General features: G+C 69.8%; 19 protein-coding genes. 14 read left to right on the top strand and 5 right to left on the bottom strand.

Going from position 1 to position 18,746, the window contains the following annotated elements; all coding sequences use genetic code 11:
• Positions 1 to 128 precede the first annotated feature (128 nt).
• Positions 129 to 569, top strand: coding sequence for a single-stranded DNA-binding protein (locus JKG67_RS04065; protein ID WP_203336008.1), 441 nt, complete (start codon positions 129 to 131; stop codon positions 567 to 569).
• Between the two features lie 61 nt (positions 570 to 630).
• Complete coding sequence (gene ettA / locus JKG67_RS04060; RefSeq protein ID WP_203336007.1) at positions 631 to 2,313, top strand: energy-dependent translational throttle protein EttA; 1,683 nt, start codon at positions 631 to 633, stop codon at positions 2,311 to 2,313.
• 83 nt (positions 2,314 to 2,396) lie between these two features.
• Here ettA and JKG67_RS04055 read toward each other — a convergent pair whose 3' ends face one another.
• Together JKG67_RS04055 and JKG67_RS04050 are read right to left on the bottom strand one after the other, a co-directional pair.
• Positions 2,397 to 2,879 carry a MarR family winged helix-turn-helix transcriptional regulator gene (locus tag JKG67_RS04055; RefSeq protein WP_203336006.1) on the bottom strand — a complete coding sequence of 161 codons (483 nt, stop codon included), beginning with the start codon at positions 2,877 to 2,879 and terminating at the stop codon, positions 2,397 to 2,399.
• A gap of 62 nt (positions 2,880 to 2,941) precedes the next feature.
• A complete protein-coding gene (locus JKG67_RS04050; RefSeq protein ID WP_203336005.1) occupies positions 2,942 to 4,156 on the bottom strand; it encodes an acetyl-CoA C-acetyltransferase in 1,215 nt (404 codons plus the stop codon).
• Positions 4,157 to 4,250: 94 nt separating this feature from the next.
• Between JKG67_RS04050 and JKG67_RS04045 the strand changes: the two genes are divergently transcribed.
• A complete protein-coding gene (locus JKG67_RS04045; RefSeq protein ID WP_203336004.1) occupies positions 4,251 to 5,117 on the top strand; it encodes an acyl-CoA thioesterase in 867 nt (288 codons plus the stop codon).
• 28 nt (positions 5,118 to 5,145) lie between these two features.
• Here the strand turns inward: JKG67_RS04045 and JKG67_RS04040 are convergent, their stop codons facing one another.
• On the bottom strand, positions 5,146 to 5,532 hold the full coding sequence (locus JKG67_RS04040; protein WP_372442036.1) for a globin: 387 nt from the start codon (positions 5,530 to 5,532) through the stop codon (positions 5,146 to 5,148).
• 83 nt (positions 5,533 to 5,615) lie between these two features.
• Between JKG67_RS04040 and JKG67_RS04035 the strand changes: the two genes are divergently transcribed.
• Positions 5,616 to 6,041 (top strand): OsmC family protein, encoded by a 426-nt coding sequence (locus JKG67_RS04035; RefSeq protein ID WP_203336002.1) that lies wholly within the window; start codon positions 5,616 to 5,618, stop codon positions 6,039 to 6,041.
• Positions 6,042 to 6,046: 5 nt separating this feature from the next.
• On the opposite strand, the gene JKG67_RS04030 is transcribed toward JKG67_RS04035, so the two are convergent.
• Positions 6,047 to 7,078, bottom strand: coding sequence for a mechanosensitive ion channel family protein (locus JKG67_RS04030; RefSeq protein ID WP_238997963.1), 1,032 nt, complete (start codon positions 7,076 to 7,078; stop codon positions 6,047 to 6,049).
• 47 nt (positions 7,079 to 7,125) lie between these two features.
• Here JKG67_RS04030 and JKG67_RS04025 point away from each other — a divergent pair, with 47 nt between their 5' ends.
• Together JKG67_RS04025 and JKG67_RS04020 are read left to right on the top strand one after the other, a co-directional pair.
• Positions 7,126 to 7,479, top strand: coding sequence for a hypothetical protein (locus JKG67_RS04025; RefSeq protein ID WP_203336001.1), 354 nt, complete (start codon positions 7,126 to 7,128; stop codon positions 7,477 to 7,479).
• A complete protein-coding gene (locus JKG67_RS04020; protein WP_203336000.1) occupies positions 7,466 to 7,828 on the top strand; it encodes a DUF5130 family protein in 363 nt (120 codons plus the stop codon). Before JKG67_RS04025 ends, JKG67_RS04020 begins: the two co-directional genes overlap by 14 nt.
• A 175-nt stretch (positions 7,829 to 8,003) precedes the next feature.
• Here the strand turns inward: JKG67_RS04020 and pepN are convergent, their stop codons facing one another.
• On the bottom strand, positions 8,004 to 10,538 hold the full coding sequence (gene pepN / locus JKG67_RS04015; RefSeq protein WP_203335999.1) for an aminopeptidase N: 2,535 nt from the start codon (positions 10,536 to 10,538) through the stop codon (positions 8,004 to 8,006).
• 10 nt (positions 10,539 to 10,548) lie between these two features.
• Between pepN and chrA the strand changes: the two genes are divergently transcribed.
• The 8 genes from chrA to JKG67_RS03975 all read left to right on the top strand — a co-directional run bounded on the left by chrA (position 10,549) and on the right by JKG67_RS03975 (position 18,742).
• Positions 10,549 to 11,913: a chromate efflux transporter gene (chrA, locus tag JKG67_RS04010; RefSeq protein ID WP_203336580.1), complete on the top strand. Its 1,365-nt coding sequence runs from the start codon at positions 10,549 to 10,551 to the stop codon at positions 11,911 to 11,913.
• A 64-nt stretch (positions 11,914 to 11,977) separates the two neighbouring features.
• Positions 11,978 to 13,771, top strand: a complete 1,794-nt coding sequence (gene metG, locus JKG67_RS04005; RefSeq protein ID WP_203335998.1) for a methionine--tRNA ligase — start codon at positions 11,978 to 11,980, stop codon at positions 13,769 to 13,771.
• A 4-nt stretch (positions 13,772 to 13,775) separates the two neighbouring features.
• On the top strand, positions 13,776 to 14,615 hold the full coding sequence (locus tag JKG67_RS04000; protein WP_307816422.1) for a hypothetical protein: 840 nt from the start codon (positions 13,776 to 13,778) through the stop codon (positions 14,613 to 14,615).
• Positions 14,616 to 14,671: 56 nt separating this feature from the next.
• Positions 14,672 to 15,577: an alpha/beta hydrolase gene (locus JKG67_RS03995; RefSeq protein ID WP_203335996.1), complete on the top strand. Its 906-nt coding sequence runs from the start codon at positions 14,672 to 14,674 to the stop codon at positions 15,575 to 15,577.
• Positions 15,578 to 15,674: 97 nt separating this feature from the next.
• On the top strand, positions 15,675 to 16,202 hold the full coding sequence (locus JKG67_RS03990; protein WP_307816421.1) for a SigE family RNA polymerase sigma factor: 528 nt from the start codon (positions 15,675 to 15,677) through the stop codon (positions 16,200 to 16,202).
• Positions 16,195 to 17,292, top strand: a complete 1,098-nt coding sequence (locus JKG67_RS03985) for a hypothetical protein (protein WP_203335994.1) — start codon at positions 16,195 to 16,197, stop codon at positions 17,290 to 17,292. The genes JKG67_RS03990 and JKG67_RS03985 overlap by 8 nt, the downstream gene beginning before the upstream one ends.
• A 12-nt stretch (positions 17,293 to 17,304) precedes the next feature.
• Positions 17,305 to 17,820 carry a ribose-5-phosphate isomerase gene (locus tag JKG67_RS03980; protein WP_203335993.1) on the top strand — a complete coding sequence of 172 codons (516 nt, stop codon included), beginning with the start codon at positions 17,305 to 17,307 and terminating at the stop codon, positions 17,818 to 17,820.
• Entirely contained in the window at positions 17,813 to 18,742 is a 930-nt protein-coding gene (locus JKG67_RS03975; protein ID WP_203335992.1) for an Fpg/Nei family DNA glycosylase, read from the top strand. Before JKG67_RS03980 ends, JKG67_RS03975 begins: the two co-directional genes overlap by 8 nt.
• The last annotated feature ends 4 nt before the right edge of the window (positions 18,743 to 18,746 follow it).

Genomic DNA, 18,746 nt, shown 5'->3' with positions numbered 1-18,746 from the left:
GCACAGGGGCACGGCGACGGTGGGTTCTCCACAGGCCGTGAATCACCCCTGACCCAGCGCGCAGACTCTCGGCACCCTTGGGGACGAGGCGGCTCCACCGGGAGCGGCACCGAACCAGAGGACGACCGATGAACGAAGCGATGGTGACCCTGGCCGGCTGGCTGGGCAACGACGTGACCACCCGGCAGGCCGGGGACGCCCCGGTGGCGACCTTCCGACTCGCCTGCACGCCGCGGCGGTACAACCGCAAGGACGACCAGTGGGTCGACGCCGACACGCAGTGGTACACGGTGACCGCGTGGCGGGGCCTGGCCGAGAACTGCGCGGCCTCGCTGAGCAGTGGCGACCCGGTGGTCGTGGTCGGTCGCCTCAACGCCACCAAATGGACGAACACCTCGGGGATGGAGATCACCTCGTGGGAGGTGGAGGCGCTGGCGGTCGGGCACGACCTCTCCAAGGGGAGGTCGCAGTTCGTCCGCAACCCCCGCCCGGACGGCTCCCCGGCCGGCGTCACCGACTCCGCGGAGCCCGTCGACCCGGGGGAGCGGCAGCGGTCGGCGGCCGCCTGATCAGCGGGCAGGCCCTCCCGGTGGTGGGGTGCGGAGGGCCTGCTGGATAGGCTCTGATGTCATGGCCGAGTATGTCTTCACCCTGCGCAGTGTGCGCAAGGCCCACGGCGACAAGGTCGTCTTGGACAATGTGACCCTGTCCTTCCTGCACGGCGCCAAGATCGGCGTCGTCGGTCCCAACGGCACCGGCAAGTCGTCGCTGCTGCGGATCATGGCCGGTCTGGACCACGCCAACAACGGCGACGCGATCCTGGACCCCGGTGCCACCGTGGGGATGCTCCAGCAGGAGCCGCCGCTGACCGAGGGCAAGACCGTCCTGGAGAACGTCGAGGAGGCCGTTGCCGAGATCAAGGGCAAGCTCGATCGGTTCAACGAGATCTCTGACCTGATGGGTGAGCCGGACGCCGACTTCGACTCCCTGCTGGCGGAGATGGGCGACCTGCAGACCGACCTGGACCACGCGAGTGCCTGGGATCTGGAGTCCCGGCTGGAGCAGGCGATGGACGCACTCCGGTGCCCGCCGTCGGACGCTCTCGTGGACAAGCTGTCCGGGGGCGAGCGGCGCCGGGTGGCGCTGTGCAAGCTGCTGCTGCAGCAGCCCGACCTGCTGCTCCTCGACGAGCCCACCAACCACCTCGACGCCGAGTCGGTCCAGTGGCTGGAGGGTCACCTGGCCAGCTACCCCGGCGCCGTACTGGCGATCACCCACGACCGGTACTTCCTGGACAATGTGGCCAGCTGGATCCTTGAGTTGGACCGCGGCCGGGCCCACCCCTACGAGGGCAACTACTCCACCTACCTGGAGACCAAGAAGGACCGCCTCAAGATCGAGGGGCAGAAGGACGCCAAGCGGGCCAAGCTCCTCGAGCGGGAGCTCGAGTGGGTGCGCTCCAACCCCAAGGCTCGCCAGGCCAAGTCGAAGTCGCGTCTGTCCCGCTACGAGGAGATGGCCGCCGAAGCCGAGAAGTTCCGCAAGATCGACACCGCCGAGATCAACATCCCGGCCGGTCCGCGACTCGGCGACGTGGTGCTCGAGGCGAAGGGTCTGACCAAGTCCTTCGACGACCGCACCCTGTGGCAGGACATGACCTTCTCGCTGCCGCGCGCCGGCATCGTCGGTGTGGTCGGCCCCAACGGTGTCGGCAAGACCACGCTGTTCCGGATGATCACCGGCGAGGAGAAGCCCGACGCCGGTGAGCTCACCCTCGGTCAGACCGTGAAGCTCTCCTACGTCGACCAGTCCCGGGGCGGCATCGACGGGACCAAGAACGTCTGGGAGGTCGTCTCCGACGGGCTGGATCACATCAAGGTCGCCAACTTCGAGATGCCGTCGCGGGCCTACGTCGCCTCCTTCGGCTTCAAGGGTGCCGACCAGCAGAAGAAGGCCGGGGTCCTCTCCGGTGGTGAGCGCAACCGGTTGAACCTGGCGCTCACCCTGAAGATGGGCGGCAACATGCTGCTCCTCGACGAACCGACCAACGACCTGGACGTGGAGACGCTCTCCTCACTCGAGGACGCGCTGCTGGAGTTCCCCGGCTGCGCCGTGGTGACCTCGCACGACCGGTGGTTCCTGGACCGGGTCGCCACCCACATCCTCGCCTGGGAGGGCACCGAGGACGAGCCGGGGAAGTGGTTCTGGTTCGAGGGCAACTTCGCCTCCTACGAGGAGAACAAGATCGACCGGCTCGGCGCCGAGGCGGCCCGACCCCACCGGGTCACGCACCGTCGCTTGACGCGGGACTGACCGCCACTGCCCGCGAGGGCACTGCCCGCAGCGTCGCCGGGCGCCCGTGAGGGTGCTCGGCGTCCGAGCTGGCGCTGGCGCTGTCAGCGTAGGTCGGAGCCGGGGTGGTCGCCGGCCAGCCGATCGGTCACCGCGTGCATCACGCGGCCGACCGCGCGGAAGTCAGCGGGCGTGGCCAGGTCGACCAGGTTGTCCCGGACCCCGTTGACGTGGGTGGGCGCCGCCCTGACCAACAGGTCGTAGCCGGCGTCGGTCATCCGGGCCTGGATGCCGCGACCGTCCTCGCTGCACTGCTCCCGGACCACCAGGCCGGCCTGCTCCATCCGGCTGATGGTGTGGGTGACGCGGCTGCGACTGTGCCGCAGCGCGTCGGCGATGACGGCCATCCGGAGGGTGCGGCCGGGGCTCTCGGAGAGCCGGACCAGGATCTCGTACTCGGCCAGTGAGAGGCCGAAGTCCCGTCGCAGGTCGCTGTCGAGTCGGTCGAGCAGCAAGGTGACGCCCACCACGAAGGCGCGCCAGTCGCGCTGCTGGTCGGCGTCGAGCCACCGGGTCTCCTCAGCCATGCCGGGAGTGTAGCCCCAGCAGCGGACGCCGCCCAGAACCGCGTCCGCTGCTGGATGCCGGCTCAGCCCAGCCGCTCCAGGATCATCGCCATGCCCTGCCCGCCACCGACGCACATGGTGATCAGGCCGGTGGACTTGTCGTGCCACTCGAGCGAGTTCAGCAGAGTGTTCTGCAGCCGGGCACCGGTCATCCCGAACGGGTGGCCGACCGCGATCGCACCGCCGTTGACGTTGAGCCGGTCCAGGTCGATGCCCAGCTCCTGGTAGGACGGCACCACCTGAGCAGCGAAGGCCTCGTTGATCTCCACCAGGTCGATGTCGCCGATCGACATGTTCGCGTTGGCCAGCGCCTTCTTGGTCGCCTCGACCGGGCCCAGCCCCATGATCTCGGGGGAGAGACCGCTCACACCGGTGGAGACGATCCGGGCCAGGGGCGTGAGGCCGAGTTCGCTGGCCTTGGTGTCGGACATGATCACCACGGCGGCAGCGCCGTCGTTGAGGGGGCAGCAGTTGCCGGCGGTGACCACCCCGTCGGGGCGGAACACCGGGTCGAGCTGCGAGATCGCGTCGTACGTCACCCCGGCGCGCGGGCCGTCGTCCTTGGTGACCACGGTGCCGTCGGCGAGGGTGACCGGGGTGATCTCCCTCTCCCAGAAACCGTCGTTGGCGGCCTTCTCGGCGAGGTTCTGGGACCGCACCGCGAACTCGTCGAGCTCCCTGCGGTCCAGGCCGCGCAGCCGGGCGACGTTCTCCGCCGTCTGGCCCATCGCGATGTAGATGTCGGGCAGCAGTCCGTCTTCGCGCGGGTCGTGCCAGTCCTGGCCGCCCTTGGCGTACTCCTCGGTCCGCGCCTGGGCGTCGCCGAACAGCGGGTTCTTGGTGTTCGGGATGTGGTCGGAGGTGCCGAACTGGTAGCGCGAGACCGCCTCGACGCCGGCGGAGATGAACACGTCGCCCTCGCCCGCCTTGATGGCGTGGAACGCCATCCGCGACGTCTGCACAGAGGACGAGCAGTAGCGGGTGATGGTGGCGCCGGGGATCTCGTAGCCGAGCAGGGTGGTGACGATACGGGCCATGTTGTTGCCCGCTTCGCCGCCGGGCAGGCCGCAGCCCAGGTAGAAGTCGTCGACCTGGTTGGGGTCCAGCGCGGGGATCTTGTCGAGCGCAGCCTTGGTGATCAGCGCGGTGAGGTCGTCGGGTCGGAACTCCTTGAGCGACCCCTTGTTCGCCCGACCGATGGGGGTCCGGGCGGCGGAGACGATGACGGCTTCGGGCATGACGGGGCTCCGTTTCTCGATGTGCAAGTCGGAGTCAGCCTAGCCCTACCCCCCGGACGACTTGGAACGCGTTCTAGTCTGCGATCATCGAAGGGTGCGCCACACCTACACCTGCCCGATCCGATGGGCCGATCTGGACATGCTCGGTCATGTCAACAACGTGATCTGGATCGACTACCTGCAGGAAGCGCGCATCGACATGCTGCTCACCCATGCGCCGGACAGTCGGGCCGCCGAGCTGGCCGAGGGGGTGATCGTGGTCCGCCACGACGTCCAGTTCGCTGCACCGTTGGGCTTCCGCCCCGAGCCGGTCACCATCGACGTGTGGGTCACCAGGATCACCGCAGCCAGCGTCACGATGGCCTACGAGGTGTACGACGAGACGCCGGAGGGCCGGCTGGTCTACGTGCGAGCGACAAGTGTGCTGGCGCCGTACGTGTTCAGTGGTGAGTACCCGCGACGGCTCACCGATGCCGAGAAGGACGCCTTGGCGCCGTTCCTGGCCGACCCCGACCCGAAGTTGGCCCCGACCAAGGTCGGCCCGGCGCACCGCACCGAGATGGGCCACTACCCGGTCCAGGTGCGCTTCTCCGACGTCGACGTCTACGGCCACGTCAACAACGTGAAGTACTTCGAGTACTTCCAGGAGGCCCGGATCGCCCATATGGCGAAGATCTGGGCCGATGCCCCGACCGAGATCGCACGGGTGCCGATGGTGCTGGCCCAGGTGTCGGTGGACTACCGCAAGCCGATCCTGTTCCGCACCCAGCCCTACGACATGTGGAGTTGGGTCGCCTCGATCGGGCGCTCCAGTTTCGTGATCGAGTCCGAGATCGTCGACGGCGACGACATCCTGTCCCGGGCTCGGGTGGTGCTGGTGACCTTCGACCCGCAGACCCAGAAGGCCGCGCCCGCTCCGGACATCTACCGGGAGCTGCTGGTCGCGCACATGCCGGACTGAGGCCTGCCGTGCTGAGGCCTGCCGCGCGTCACTCCGGGCTGTTCACCAGGAACTGCGCCGCGTGCGTGGCGTAGGCCCAGAACTGCTGGTCCTGCTCGGGGGTGAGTTCGGCCGCGTCGAGGCCGGCCCGGAAGTGCTTCAACCACCGGTCCCGGGCGCTCGGAGTGACCGCGAACGGCGCGTGCCGGATCCGCAACCGAGGGTGGCCCCGCTGTTCGGAGTACGTGGTCGGACCACCCCAGTACTGCGCCAGGAAGAGTGTCAGTCGCTCCGCGGCCGGCCCCAGATCCTGCTCGGGGTAGAGCGGCCGCAGCAGATCGTCGTCTGCGACGCCTTCGTAGAAGACGTCGACGATCCGACGGATCGTCTCCAGGCCGCCGATGGATTCGTAGAAGGAGGTGGTCACCCGTCCCATTCTGCCCGGCCCCGTGGAAGACTCGGACACGTCCTGCGCACACACGTGGCTGAAACGCCACCGAAGAACTACCGAGGAGACCCATGCCCACCACTCGCACCGCCACCGCTCACTGGGAAGGCAGCCTGTTCGAGGGCGCCGGTCAGGTGACGCTGGCCTCGTCCGGGCTCGGCACCTACGACGTGACCTGGCCCTCGCGGGCCGAGGAGCCGGACGGGCGCACCAGCCCCGAGGAGCTGATCGCTGCGGCTCACTCCTCGTGCTTCAACATGGCCTTCTCCAACGGTCTGGCCAAGGCCGGCACCGCCGCCACCTCACTGGACACCACTGCCGAGGTCGAGTTCACGCCTGGCACCGGCATCACCGGCATCAAGCTGACCGTGCGGGGCGTGGTCGAGGGGATGAGCAACGACCAGTTCGTGGAGCTCGCCGAAGCCGCCAAGGCCGGCTGCCCGGTCTCCCAGGCGCTGACCGGCACCACGATCACCCTGGACGCTGCGCTGGCCTGATCGGGTCACCGCTGGTGGGGCACCGTCCCGGGATCGACTCCGGGATCCGCATCGGGCTCGGGCCGGTGCCACACCACCCGCTGCGGGAACGGGATCTCGATCCGGTCCTCGTCGAAGCGGGCCTTGATCCGCTCCCGCAGCGCCCGAGCGACCGTCCACTGCTGCAGCGGCGCCGTCTTGACGGTCAGCCGGACCGTCACCGAGTCGGCAGCCAGGTCCTGGACCCCGAGCACCTCGGGGTCGTCCAGCACCAGCGCGGCGTACTCGGGGTCGGTGCGCAACTGCTCGGCCACCTCCAGCAGCACTCGACGTACCCGGGCGATGTCCTCGCCGTACCCGACGCCGATGTCCAGCACTGCCTTGGCCCAGCCCTGGCTCATGTTGCCGATCCGCAGGACCTCCCCGTTGCGGACGTACCAGACGGTGCCCTCCACGTCGCGGAGCCGGGTGACTCGGAGGCCGACCGCTTCGACGGTGCCGGATGCTTCGCCGGTATTGATGACGTCGCCGACGCCGTACTGATCCTCGAAGATCATGAAGACCCCGGAGATGAAGTCCTTGACCAGGCTCTGGGCGCCGAAACCGAGAGCGACGCCGACGATGCCGGCGCCGGCGATCAGCGGCCCGATGTTGATGCCGAGCTCTGCCAGCACCATCACCGACGTGATCGCCACGATGATGCCGGTGGCGATGCTGCCCAGCAGGGAGCCCATCGCTTGGGCGCGTTGCACCCGTCGGGCCGGGTCGATGCTGGCCACGTGCCCGATGGAGATGCGGGCCACCTTGCCCGGCATCAGGCCCTGGGCGGCGCGGGTGGCGACCCGGTTGATGAAGCGGTGCGCCAGCCAGCGGATCACCAGACCGAGAAGGACGATCCCGGTGATCGCCAGCGGCCGGCCGACGAGGTAGTCGGCGAGCCGTGCGGCGAGGTCGCTGCCGGTCTGCTCGTGCACCAGAGTGCACCAGAACTGATCCGGTGTGCACGGCTCGGCCCGGACGGCGGCCAGCATGGAAGGCGCGGATGTGGTGAGAACCATGCGGCCCAGTATCCCGGGTCGGCCGAGGAGCCGATATCCTGCTGCCCGTGATCACCACGACGCCTCGACGCCCCAGCCGCGCCGCCGCCCTTCTCGCCGGTCTGAGCCTGCCGTTCCTGGCTGCCGGTGCTGCCCAGGCAAGCATCCCGGCAGGGTGGTCCGACCCCGACCCGGTCTCGACGATCACCGTGCTGTGGATGCTGGTGGGCATTCCGATCGGCATCATCGTGCTGATCACGCTGCTGGTCTACCTCCCCGCGCTGGCCAAGGGCGAGCGCCTGCTCCCGGGCCAGCCGGCCGCGGACGACGAGTGGTTCGGTGGGCCGCGCAAGGGCACCGACGAGCTGGCCGACCCCGACACCGACGAGTCGAAGGCAGGAGCCACCGGTGGCCGCTGGTGAGTACTTCACCCGGATCGAACGCCAGCAGATCGACGCCTGCATCCGTGCGGCGGAGCAACTGTCGCGCTGTGAGTTCTCGGTCTTCGTCGGTTGCGCCGAGGGTGAACCGCGTGCCTTCGCGACGCAGTTGCACAACTCGCTGGTGGCACCGGCACGCAGCATCGTGATCATGGTCGACCCGACGGCCAAGGCAGTCGAGGTCGTCTGGGGTGGTTGGACCCGCGAACGCCTCAGCGACGACGACGTCGCCGCCGCAATCGCGACCATGACGTCGACCTTCGCGGCCGGGGATCTGGCCGGAGGCGTGATCAGCGGCATCGAGCAGCTGGCCGCCTCCGCCAACTCCTGACGTTCGCGCTGTCCCCCCGCTTGCCCCCGGCACTCAGGGCGTGAGGCGCCGCCGCCGTACCGGCCCGCGGAAAGCCCTGATGTCAGGCTGTTCTGACTGTTGTCAGGGGTTGCAACCCCTGACAACAGTCAGCAGTCCCTGACATCAGGCTTTTCCGTCGGCCCGTCAGCGGGCCTCAGCGGGCCTGGGCGGCGAGGGCGCGGGCCATGTCGGAGCGGCCCTCGGCGACGTACCGCTTGGCGGCCGGGTTCGCCGGGGAGTTCTCCAGCCACTCGTCGATCCGGGCCAGGGTGGCCTCCGACAGCAGCGGCATCGGGAACATGTACTGCAGCGCGGTCGAAGCGCGCTGCACACCCTTGTCCTCCCAGATCGTGTCCGCACAGGTCAGGTACTTCTCCAGATACGGAGCGAGTACGTCGACCTGGCCGGCCACCGCGAACGACGCGGCGATGTTGCGCTGGGTCTCGTTCGCGACGTCGTCGCGCTCGATGGCGTCCCGCCACGCCTCGGCCTTCGCCTCGGCGGTGGGCCGGACCGCGCGCACCGCGGCGGCGCGCTCCTGACCGGAGATGGTCTGGTCTTGCGCCAACTCGGCGGCGATCCGGGCCTCGTCGGCGCGGCCGGTCCGCGACAGCGCGCCCAGCAACGCCCAGCGCAGGTCGGTGTCGACGGTCAGCCCATCGATGGCCGCGGTGCCGTCCAGCAGGCCGGCGACCAGATCCAGTCCCGGCTCCGAGCGCACCGCCGCGGCGAACGCACGGACGAAGGCCAACTGGTGGTCTGAGCCCGGCTCCGCCTCGGCGAGCAGGCCACGCAGCCCGGTCTCCCACTCCGCGGCGAGCGCCCCCGCGTCAGCAGGTGCCGTGTAGTAGTTGACGGCCGTCTGGGCCGACAGCGGGATCCGGCTCACCGCGGTCAGGTCCGTCTCGGCGCCGATCCCGGCCAGCACCAGCGCCACGAAGTCCCGGGCGCTCATCTCGGCGTCCCGGGTCATGTCCCAGGCGGCACCCCACAGCAGTGCCCGGGCCAGCGAGTCGTCGACCCGGTCGATGTGGCCGATGGCGGTGGCCAGCGACCGCTCGTCCAGGCGGATCTTCGCGTAGGTCAGGTCGCCGTCGTTGAGCAGCAGCAGGTCCGGCTGCCGCACGCCCACCAACTCCTCGATCGGGGTGGCGGCGCCGGCCACGTCCACCTCGAGGGAGGTACGCCGGACCAGTCGGTCGTCGACCAGGTCGTAGAGGCCGATCCCGATCCGGTGCCGCCGCAGTGTCGGGAACGCCTCGGCGGCGGTCTGGGCGACGCTGAACGAGGCGTAGTTGCCGTCGGCGTCGACCTCGAACTCCGGAGCGAGGGTGTTCACCCCGGAGGTCTGCAGCCACTCGGTCGCCCAGCTGGCCAGCTCCCGACCGGAGGCCTCCTCCAGCGCGGCGAGCAGGTCGGTGAACTCGGAGTTGCCGAACTCGTGGGCGCGGAAGTAGCGCCGCAGCCCGGCCAGGAACGGCTCAAGTCCCACCCAGGCGACGAGCTGCTTGAGCACGGAGGCGCCCTTGGCGTAGGTGATCCCGTCGAAGTTGACCTCGACGGCCTCGAGGTCGAAGTTGTCCGCGGCGATCGGGTGCGTGGAGGGCAATTGGTCCTGCCGGTAGGCCCAGTTCTTCCGGGCATTGGTGAAGCCGGTCCAGGCGCCGGTGTACTTGGTCGCCTCCACCAGCGCGTGGTGCGAGGCCCACTCGGCGAACGACTCGTTCAGCCACAGGTCGTCCCACCACCGCATCGTGACCAGGTCGCCGAACCACATGTGCGCCATCTCGTGCAACACCGTGTTCGCCCGCTGCTCGTAGAACATGTGCGTCTGCCGGGAGCGGGGCAGGTACTCGTCGCGGAAGGTCACGCAGCCGGCGTTCTCCATCGCACCCATGTTGTATTCGGGCACGTAGAGCTGGTCGTACTTGCCGAACGGGTACGGGTAGTCGAAGGCCTCCTCGAAGAAGGCGAACCCCTGCTTGGTCAGCTCGACCAGCTCGTCGACGTCCAGGTCGGCCACCTTGGACTGGCGGCAGAAGTGGCCCAGCGAGATCTCGCCGTGCTTGCCGACGTAGGTGTCGCGGACCTCGTGGTACTCACCGGCCACCAGCGCGGTGATGTACGTCGACATCCGTGCGGTGGGAGCGAACTCCCACCGGGCGGCCCCGTCGGCCACGGGGACCGGCTCGGGGGTGGGGGAGTTGGAGACCACCTTCCAGTGGCTCGGGGCGGTGACGTGGAACTCGAAGCTGGCTTTGAGGTCGGGCTGTTCGAAGGTGGTGTACACGCGGCGGGCGTCGGGGACCTCGAACTGGGTGTAGAGGTACACCCGGTCGTCGGCCGGGTCGACGAACCGGTGCAGGCCCTCGCCGGTGCGGCTGTAGGCGCAATCGGCGCGGACCACCAGCACGTTGTCGGCGGCCAGGTCATCCAGCGCGATCCGGGAGTCGGCGTACACGGTGTCCGGGTCCAGCGAGCGGCCGTTCAGGGTGATCTCGTGGATCTGGGCGCCGACCAGGTCGGCGAAGGTGTTCGCCCCCGGTTCGGTGCAGCGGAATCGGATCGTGGTGACGGATCCGAAGGTCGCATCAGAGGTGGTCAGGTCGAGCTCGACGGTGTAGGAGTCGACGGCGAGGAGTGCGGCGCGGGTCTGCGCCTCCTCGCGAGTGAGGTTGGTTCCAGGCATGTGGGGCATGATGCCACCCGTGACCCAGCGCAACAGTCGGCACCTCGTCGGCCTCGGTGAAGCGACCCGAACTTGGGGTCTCATCTCGATCCAGACCTTCGGTGGCCCCGCCGGCCAGATCGCGATGATGCACCGGATCCTGGTGGAGCAGAAGCGCTGGCTGGGGGAGCGTCGCTTCTTGCATGCGCTGAACTACTGCATGCTGCTGCCCGGTCCCGAGGCGCAGCAGTTGGCGATCTACGCCGGCTGGCTGCTCAACGGCTGGCTGGGTGGGATCATCGCCGGGGTGTTGTTCGTGCTGCCGGGGGTGGTGGCGCTGCTGGCGCTGTCGTGGGTCTACGTCACCCATGGCGACACTCAACTGGTGGCGGGGCTCTTCCTGGGCCTGGCGCCCGCGGTGCTGGCGATCGTCGCCTACGCGGTGTGGCGGCTGCGGCAACGGGTGCTGCACCATCGGCTGCTGCTGGGGATCGCGGTGGCCGCCTTCGTGGCTCTGGCGCTCTTCGGGGTGCCGTTCCCGGTCGTGGTGCTCGCTGCGGGACTGATCGGCTGGTGGGTGCATCGGCGGTGGCCGGACCTGATCCCCGAATCGGGCCACGCCGCTGCCGGCGACGGGCCGCAGCCGCTGGTCCCCGACGACGCCCTGCACTCCGCGCGGCCGTCGCGCCGCCGCAACACCACCATCCTCAGCCTCGGTCTGGTGCTGTGGGCGGCGCCGGTGCTGGTGGCGGTGCTGTGGGCGGGACGGCAGAGCGTCTTCGTGGAGCAGGGGCTCTTCTTCGCCTTCACCGCCCTGGTCACCTTCGGCGGTGCGTACGCCGTGTTGTCGTTCGTCGCCCAGCAGGCGGTCGGTGTCTTCGGCTGGCTGACCGGTGGCGAGATGGTCAAGGGGCTGGCGCTGGCCGAGAGCACCCCCGGGCCGTTGATCATGGTGGTCCAGTTCGTCGCCTTCCTCGGCGCCTACCGGTCCCCGGGCGGACTGGACCCGGTGGTCGCCGGCGTACTGGCCTCGCTGCTGGTGACCTGGGTGACCTTCGTGCCCTGCTTCCTCTTCATCCTGCTCGGGGCGCCGTACGTCGAGCGGCTGCGCGGCAACACCACCATCACCGCCGCGCTAGGTGGGGTGACCGCGGCCGTGGTCGGCGTGATCGCGAACCTGGCGGTCTACTTCGCCTCGCACACTCTTTTCGCGCAGACCCGGGAGGTGGTCGCCGGGCCGCTGCAGGTCGAGCTCCCGGTCCTCACCAGCTTCCAGGCACCGGCTGCCGCCATCGCCGTCCTGGCGCTGCTGCTGGTCTTCTGGCGGGGTTGGAGCACGCTGCGGGTGTTGGGGCTCTGCGCCCTGCTCGGGGTCGGCGTCGGCCTGCTCGGGTAGCTCGACCGCCTCGATGCCGCGGCCGCCCCGCCGGCAGGGATCGTCGGCGCCTAGGATTCGCTCCATGAGTCACGTCCTGTCTGCCGTCGCCTGGCCGTACGCCAACGGCCCACGCCATATCGGCCATGTCGCCGGTTTCGGTGTGCCCTCCGACGTCTTCTCCCGGTACATGCGGATGGCGGGCCACGACGTACTCATGGTCTCGGGCACCGACGAGCACGGCACCCCGATCCTGATCGCCGCCGACGAGGCCGGGCTCACCCCGCAGCAGTTGGCCGACCAGAACCACCGGCTGATCGCCGAGGACCTGTGCGCCCTCGGCATCTCCTACGACCTCTACACGCGAACCACCACCCGCAACCACGAGGCCGTGGTGCAGGAGATGTTCCTCGGGGTCTTCGAGAACGGGTACTTCGTCGAGCAGACGACGTACGGCGCCATCTCACCCTCGACCGGCCGCACCCTGCCGGACCGCTACATCGAGGGCACCTGCCCGATCTGCGGGTACGACGGTGCGCGCGGCGACCAGTGCGACAACTGCGGCAACCAGCTCGACCCGCACGAGTTGAAGGACCCGCGGTCGAAGATCAACGGGGAGACCCCGGAGTTCATCGAGACCCAGCACTTCTTCCTCGACCTCCCCGCGTTGGCCGAGGCGCTCACCGAGTGGCTGGATCAGCGGGAGGCCACCGGCCTGTGGCGACCGAACGTGATCCGGTTCTCCAAGAACATCCTCGGCGACATCAAGCCCCGGGCGATGACCCGCGACATCGACTGGGGGATCACCGTTCCCCTCGACGGATGGCGGGAGAACCCCACCAAGAAGCTCTACGTCTGGTTCGACGCGGTGATCGGCTACCTGTCCGCCTCGATCGAGTGGGCCCGGCGCAGCGGCGACGTCGACGCCTGGCGCGAATGGTGGAACGAGCCGGACGCGCTGTCCTACTACTTCATGGGCAAGGACAACATCACCTTCCACTCCCAGATCTGGCCGGCCGAGCTGCTCGCCTACAGCGGTCGCGGTGACCACGGCGGCGAGCCCCGCGACTACGGCGTACTGAACCTGCCCACCGAGGTGGTGAGTTCGGAGTTCCTGACCATGGAGGGGAAGAAGTTCTCCTCCTCCAAGCGGGTCGTCATCTACGTCCGCGACCTGCTCTCGCGCTACCAGCCGGACGCCTTCCGGTACTTCGTCGCCGCCGCGGGTCCGGAGAACTCCGACTCGGACTTCACCTGGTCGGAGTTCGTCCGCCGCACCAACGACGAACTGGTCGCCGGCTGGGGCAACCTGGTCAACCGCACCGCGACGCTGATCGCCAAGAACTTCGGCGAGCTGCCGGTCGCGACCGACCTCACCGACGCCGACCGGGCGCTGCTGGCCCACATCGAGGCCGCCTTCGACGTGGTGGGCGACCTGATCGGCCGGCACCGGCAGAAGCAGGCCATCAGCGAAGCGATGCGGGCGGTCGCCGAGGTCAACAAGTACGTCTCCGACCATGAGCCGTGGAAGCTCAAGAGCGACGAGGAGCGGGACCGGCTGGCCACCATCCTCCATGTCACCGCGCAGTGCGTGGCCGACCTCAACCTGATCCTCAGCCCGTTCCTGCCGTTCTCCGCGAACGAGGTGGACAAGGCCCTGGGCGGTGCCGGTGAGGTGGCGCCGATGCCGCGCATCGAGGAGGTCGAGGACCTCGACGGCGGGGCGCCGTACCCGATCCTCACCGGCGACTACACCGGCGTACCGGCCTGGCAGCGGCACCCGATCGTGCCCGGCACCCCGGTCGCGAAGCCGACCCCGGTCTTCCGCAAGCTCGACACGTCGGTGGTGGATGACGAGCTGGCCCGCCTGGAGGGCTGATCCCGTGCTCCCCCTCGATCTGGGGACGCGGAAGTTCTGGCGGGCGGTGGGTCGCCCCATCGACGTCAGCGGTCCGCAGGACTGGCTCCGCGCCCCGGTGAGCGCTGGCGTCACCGTCGCCGACGGGTGGCTGGCGGCGGAGGCCGAACTGGCGGGCGGCCGGGTGGTCGAGGGTGAGGACGGCGCCGGGCTGCTGCCCGATCTTGCGGTCCTGGACGGTCCCGGCTTCGCCGCGGCCGACGTGCACCCTCGGATCCGCGCCTTCTACGAGCACAGTTCGGACTGGCGGATGGAGGTGTGGGCCGGCTGGAGTCCCGTCTTCTGGCTCGGGGGCGAGGTGGTGTCCCGGCTGTTCGGCAAACGGGTCCAGCAACTCGCCCTGCCGATGCGACCGCTCGACGTGGCGCACGGCATGGACAGCCGGGTCTCGGTGATCCACGACGCTGCCGGGCGGCAGGTGGCCGCCGGCTGGATCCGGACACTGCGGTCCACCGGGGAGGTCGTCTTCAGTGGCTGCTACTCGGCGCGGCGGCTGCCCGGCAGCGACAGGGCCAGCGTGCATGTGGCCTTCCCGCTGGAGTCGGGGAACGTGCAGGTGTACCTCCGCCCCGATCACGGCCCCGACCGGTCCCTCCTGCTCCGCTCGCCCCGGGGACGGTTCGGCCAGGACGGCGCCTACGTGGTGGTCGAGGACGGCGGTCGCACCTATGCGGCGAGGGTGCCGGTCCACGAGACGTTCCATGTGTACGTCGACGAGGAGGGCATTCTGCGCGCCGACCACCACCTGCGGATCTGGAACGCCACCGCCGTACGGCTGCACTACCGGCTGGACGAACTCGACTGACCCGGGGGCTGCACCGCCCGGTCGAGCGGCGGGGGGCGGGGTGGCAGGCTACGACCATGGTGTTGCATCCTCAGGCCCGCAAGGCGCTGGAACTGGCCGCCGGCGAGATGCCGGTGCACGCGGCGGAGTACGACATCGAGGCGGCCCGAAGGGCTGCCCGCGAACTGGCCGCCGAGCAGCCCCGGGAGCAGGTGGCCGAGGTCCGAGACGTCACCGTCGGGGGAGTGCCCTGCCGGTTCTACCGACCGGCGTCGGTGCCGGCACCGAGCGCGCTGATCGTGCATCTGCACGGGGGCGGCTTCGTCTTCAACGACATCGACGTGCACGACCCCGCCGCCCGGCGGCTGGCCAACCGAGCCGGGATGGCGGTGCTGAGCGTGGAGTACCGCCGGCCCCCCGAGCACCGGTTCCCGGCCGCCCCCGACGATGTGAGCGCCGTGGTGACGGCCATCGACAGTGCCCAGCTGGCCGAGTGGGGGCTGGCGGTCGACGTGCCGACGTTCGCCCACGGCGACAGCGCCGGCGCCAACCTGGCGCTGGTGGCAGCGCTGCGTCACCCGGGGCTCTTCGCCGCCGTGGCGCTGATCTACCCGTTCCTGGATCCTGGCATGTCACACGACTCCTACCGCAGCGCCGCGGACGGCTTCGACCGTCGCGAGGCGGCCTGGTACTGGGATCAGTACGCTGCCTCCCCGGCCGACTTGGAGCATCCCGACCTGGCGCCGCTGCACTCGGCGGCCATGTCGCTGTTGCCGCCGACGCTGGTGGTCACCGCGGAGCACGACCCGTTGCGTGATGAGGGCGAGGAGTTGGCGGCCACACTGGCCGAGTCGGGGGTGTCGGTGGTCGCCACCCGATACCTGGGCCTGGTGCACGGATTCTGGCGGCACCCGGACGCCTTCGACGCCGCCGAACCGTTGACGGGTCAGGTGGCCGCCTTCCTGGGCCAGTACGCCCGCTGAGGGAGTCCGTGCCCGCGGACCAGAAATGTGCGGCGGACTGCAACGAAACGCCGCGCGGTCGCGTACTAGCAGTGTGAGCAGTGTCAATCTGGGAACCGTGCACCCGAAGCCACGCACCCCACAGGTCGACTTCTCCGAGTGGGTGGCCGCACGGGGGGCGGCCCTCCAGCGGTTCGCCCGCCTGGTCAGTGACCAGGAGGCGGCCGATCTCGTCCAGGAGGCGTTGTCGCGGGCCTATCCGCGGTGGCAGAAGTTGGCCGAGTCCGGATCGGCGGAGGCCTATGTGCGACGGAGCATCGTCAACGCCTCGGTCAGTGCCTGGCGCAAGGACCGGCGGCTGGTCGCCGTCGCCGACCCGTCGGTGCTTCCGCACGCCGTCCAGGAGGACCCCGCGTCCGGCCTGGGTGACGCCGAGGTGGCCTGGCGTCTCTGTCTGGAGTTGCCGCCACAGCAGCGTGCTGCGGTGGTGCTGAGGTTCTACGAGGACCTGAGCTTCGCCCAGATCGCGGAGACCCTGGACTGTCCCGAGTCGACCGCTCGCTCCCATGTGCACCGTGCACTCAGCACCCTGCGCCGGCGGCTGGACGCCGCTGGCGCCGACGAACTTGGAGGCAGCCATGAGTGAGGACCGCGCCGAACGGGCATTCCGCGACGCCTTGGCGAAGCGGGCGGAGGAGACGACCCCCAAGCCGCTGGACGTGCCGACCCGCCGTCGTACGCCGCGGCTGATGCTGGCCGCCGCAGCAGCGCTGCTGGTGGTGGCCGGCGGACTGGGGATCCTGCAGTCGATGCGGGGTGGCGAGCAGTCCCAGGTGGCCACCGACCCGCAGCCGCACGAGACCGACCCGGCCGCCCCCGCGGCCGGCTGGCAGTGGATCTCCTGGCGTGACCTGGAGGTCCAGGTGCCCGCGGAGTGGCAGTACGCGTTCTCGCCCGCCAACGACTGGTGCGTGGACCACATCGAGTACCCCGATGGGCCCTACGTGGCCTTCCCCGGGACCCGGATCACGATGATGATCGCCTGCGAGGAGGAGTTCACTCATCCGGCCGAGTTCGGGCCCGCTCCGGAGCGGCTGTGGGCGCCGCACGTGGCCCTGCATGAGCGGCAGTTCGACGACGGCGTCGCCACGCACGGCGACTGGACGGCCACGATCCGCACCTTCGGCGACCTCCAGCTCACCGTGATCACCGACGCCGACACCACCCCGCTCGTGGACAGCATCGTGGAGTCGGCCCGCCAGGTGCAGGTCGACCACGCCGGGTGCGACGTCACCTCGCCCGTGCAGGCCACTGACATCCAGCGACCGGACCCGTTCGACCTGGCCACGATGGCCGAGGTCGACCAGGCAGCGATCTGCCTCTACAACCGGATCGGCACCGAGCAGCCGGGGCTTGCCGGCTCACGGACCCTCGGCCAGGCGGAGGCGCGCGAACTGCTGGCGGCAGTCCTGGAGGCGCCGGTCGGCGGCGGCCCCGACGAACCCGAGAGCTGCCTGGAAGGCTCCTACGGCGACACCGCGTTCGTGGTCCGCTGGCACACCGGCGAGGGCGTCCGTGACATGTACGCCTACGCCGACTGGTGCTTCGGCAACGGCTTCGATGACGGGACCAACCTGCGCGAGGTCACCTGGGAGAACTGCAGGATGCTGCAGGGCGGTGCCGTGCACCTGTGGGCCGGTGCCGGACCGGTGAGCGGACGCTGCCTCGCCGGGTGAGAAGATCGGCCCATGCGCGTGCACCTGGGCTCCGACCATGCCGGACTCGAACTCAAGGACCACCTGTTGAACTGGCTGGTCGACGCCGGCCACGAGGTCGTCGACCACGGTCCGTTCGTCTACGACGCTCTCGACGACTACCCGGTGTTCTGCCTGCGGGCCGCCGAGGGTGTGGCCGCTGAGCGGAGCGAAGGGCTGGACAGCCTGGGCGTGGTGATCGGCGGGTCCGGCAACGGCGAGCAGATGGCCGCGAACAAGGTGGCCGGAGTGCGCTCGGCCCTGGTCTGGTCGGAGGAGACCGCCGCGCTGGCTCGCGAGCACAACGACGCCAACGTGGTCTCCATCGGCGGGCGGATGCACACGCTGGAGGAGATGACCCGGTTCATCGAGGTCTTCCTGGCCACGCCCTTCTCCGGCGACGAGCGTCATGTACGTCGGATCGGCCAGCTCAGCGACTACGAGGCCACCGGCGAACTGCCGCCGCTGCCGGAGTCCGCGCTCCAGGGTCGCTCCGACTCGGATGCCTGAGGGGCACACCCTTCGCAGGCTCGCCCTGGACCTGACCGATGCCTTCGCCGGGCAGCCGGTGCGGGTCAGCAGCCCCCAGGGACGGTTCGCTGCCGAGGCGGCGGACCTGGACGGGGCTGTGCTGGAGTCGGCCGACTCGGCGGGCAAGCATCTGTTCATCGAGTTCGCCGGTGAGCGGTTCGTGCACGTCCATCTCGGACTGATCGGCAAGTTCGACGTGCGCACCGGGGTGGACGTCGTACCCGAGCCGGTGGGGCAGGTCCGGCTGCGCATCTCCGGTGGCAGGCCCAAGTCGACGCGGATGGGGCCCAAGTCGACGCGGATGGGGCCCAACTCGACGCGGATGGGGCCCAACTCGACGCGGATGGGGCCCAACTCGGGGTATGCGGATCTGCGGGGGGCGACGCGCTGCGACCTGGTGGGGCCCACCCGGGTGACCGAGGTGATCGCCGGCCTGGGGCCGGACCCGCTCCGGCCCGACGCCGACCCGGACCGCGCCTGGCGACGGATCGCGCACAGCGACCGCCCGATCGGCGACCTGCTGATGGACCAGGCGGTGATCGCCGGGGTCGGCAACGTCTATCGGGCCGAGGTCCTCTTCCGGCACCGGATGCACCCACTACGTCCCGGCCGCACGCTGCGCCGCCGTCAGTTCGACGAGATCTGGGCCGACCTGGTCGACCTGATGGCCGAGGGAGTGCGCCACAACCGGATCGACACCGTGCGTCCCGAGCACACCCCCGAGGCGATGGGTCGCGCGCCACGACAGGACGATCACGGGGGAGAGGTCTACGTCTACCGGCGGGCGGGCCTGCCCTGCCACGTCTGCGGGGCACCGGTGCGAACGGAGCCGCTGGCCGGGAGAAACTCGTTCTGGTGTCCGCGTTGTCAGCGCGCATTCCGCTCCCGGGCCCTACAGTGAGCCG

The sequence above is a fragment of the Nocardioides limicola genome, from assembly GCF_016827675.1.
In the GTDB taxonomy this organism is placed as follows: Bacteria; Actinomycetota; Actinomycetes; order Propionibacteriales; family Nocardioidaceae; genus Nocardioides; species Nocardioides limicola.
The sequence above is the reverse complement of the archived record's forward strand: the minus strand, read 5'-3'. Positions and strand labels throughout refer to the sequence as shown.